The following is a 1,525-nucleotide window of genomic DNA, read 5'->3' as shown; positions in this document are numbered from 1 at the left end:
GGCACAGCCCGCAAGGGCTGCCCGCGCCAGGGGGCGAAGCCGAATGGCCGAGACCGCCTGAGCGACGCGAAGACAAGCGGGCTCGGTTCACGAGCACCCGATGCGCGCCTTCAGGCGCGCAGGCGCCCATCGCGCAGAGATCGATTACTTGTCGGGACGAACCAGATCCATGTGGCTGACGCCAAGCGCCAATGCCAGTTCATAGATGGTAACGATCGTCGGATTGCGGCGGCCCTTCTCCAGACCGCTGATATATTGCTGGCTGAAGCCGGAAACTTCGGCGAGCTGTTCCTGCGTCAGACCCTTCTTCAGCCTGATGCTTATCACATTTCGACCGACCAACTGACGCATGTCCATGCGTGAGTAGTCATCGGATCAGGCTCCTTGAGTTTATCAACTATAATATGTATTCCACACCAAGCGTCTCAATCCACTCGCGGACAGGTTTTGCGCGCCCGCTCTTGGAGATGGAATCAGCGATGTTGCAGCCTCACTCCACCGTGCCGGTAGCGGATGAAGCGCCGTGGTCCGACAGCCTCACGGCTTACGACAAGGAGCACTTCACCATCTATATGCGCTTGCTGGATGCCGCCGCCGATGACGCCAGCTACGAGGAGATGGCCGATCTGATCCTCGGCATCGATCCGGAGCGCGAACCAGAACGCGCCCGCAATGCGGCCCGCAGCCACCTCGACCGTGCGAACTGGATGGCGACGACGGGCTACAGGGAGCTGTTCACCGGCTGACGCATTTATGCGGCGCGAGACACGTCAGGCAAGAAAGTCGAGATAGGCGCCGTTCATGAGCATGCGGGCCCGTGCCACGGCACGTCGGATGCGATCGCGCAGATGGTCGCGAGGATCCGTCCAGTCGGCCCGCACGCGCGTCTGACCAATCAGCGCTTCGGCGATGTCTCGGTACGAGGCGCCCGCAACTGAGCCGTCAAGAGCCCGCAGGACAAAGCGCAGGCGACGACCGCGCGCTTCCGGCGCAAACAGTCTTTTCGGCAACCGTTCCCCTGCAATGAGACTATTGAGGCATTTGAGCGCCCAGAGGCGTTGCCGCCACTCACCGGCCGGCCAGACCGCATCGGCGCGCAGCCGAACGGGGCCGAGGATACTTGGCCCCGAAACGGCGAGCTGAAGCTGCCGGCCGGCGCTGTGCAGCAGAAGATGCTCAGTGCCGTCAACCAGCCTGAGCACACTGGCACGGCAGGGCAGGTTCGCCGGTTCGAACGCCGGTATCACCGGCGAGGAGGACACCTGTTCGGCGACGACCGGCAACACCTGAGCGCATCGGCTCGGACACCAGAACGTGGCTGCGTCACGATGGATCGAGGACGCGAAACAAAAGCCCCCAGCGCGACAGGTCGACGGAGGATAAAATGACGTCGAGCGACGGCCGCTGATCGACGGAGCTCGCCCGTTCCAATGCGTGGGACAGATCATGCCGGAAGGCCGGATTGCGCCGCAGGAATTCCCAGGCCCAGCCGCGTCGCGTCAGCTCGAGGGTGTAGTCATAGGAC

Annotated in this window: 4 protein-coding genes; 1 reads left to right on the top strand and 3 read right to left on the bottom strand. The window is 63.1% G+C overall.

What is annotated here, in order from left to right; genetic code table 11:
- Positions 1-144 precede the first annotated feature (144 nt).
- On the bottom strand, positions 145-357 hold the full coding sequence (locus EOA32_RS37045; RefSeq protein ID WP_040972971.1) for a helix-turn-helix transcriptional regulator: 213 nt from the start codon (positions 355-357) through the stop codon (positions 145-147).
- Positions 358-479: 122 nt separating this feature from the next.
- Here EOA32_RS37045 and EOA32_RS37040 point away from each other — a divergent pair, with 122 nt between their 5' ends.
- Positions 480-746: a DUF2285 domain-containing protein gene (locus EOA32_RS37040; RefSeq protein ID WP_128374298.1), complete on the top strand. Its 267-nt coding sequence runs from the start codon at positions 480-482 to the stop codon at positions 744-746.
- 24 nt (positions 747-770) lie between these two features.
- Here EOA32_RS37040 and EOA32_RS37035 read toward each other — a convergent pair whose 3' ends face one another.
- A complete protein-coding gene (locus EOA32_RS37035) occupies positions 771-1,286 on the bottom strand; it encodes a DUF2285 domain-containing protein (protein WP_245499531.1) in 516 nt (171 codons plus the stop codon).
- 37 nt (positions 1,287-1,323) lie between these two features.
- Positions 1,324-1,525 (bottom strand): DUF6499 domain-containing protein (locus EOA32_RS40485; RefSeq protein ID WP_245499530.1); only part of this gene is annotated, 202 nt, incomplete at its 5' end.

It is taken from the genome of Mesorhizobium sp. M1A.F.Ca.ET.072.01.1.1, assembly GCF_004023325.1.
Classification (GTDB): domain Bacteria; phylum Pseudomonadota; class Alphaproteobacteria; order Rhizobiales; family Rhizobiaceae; genus Mesorhizobium.
The sequence above is the reverse complement of the archived record's forward strand: the minus strand, read 5'-3'. Positions and strand labels throughout refer to the sequence as shown.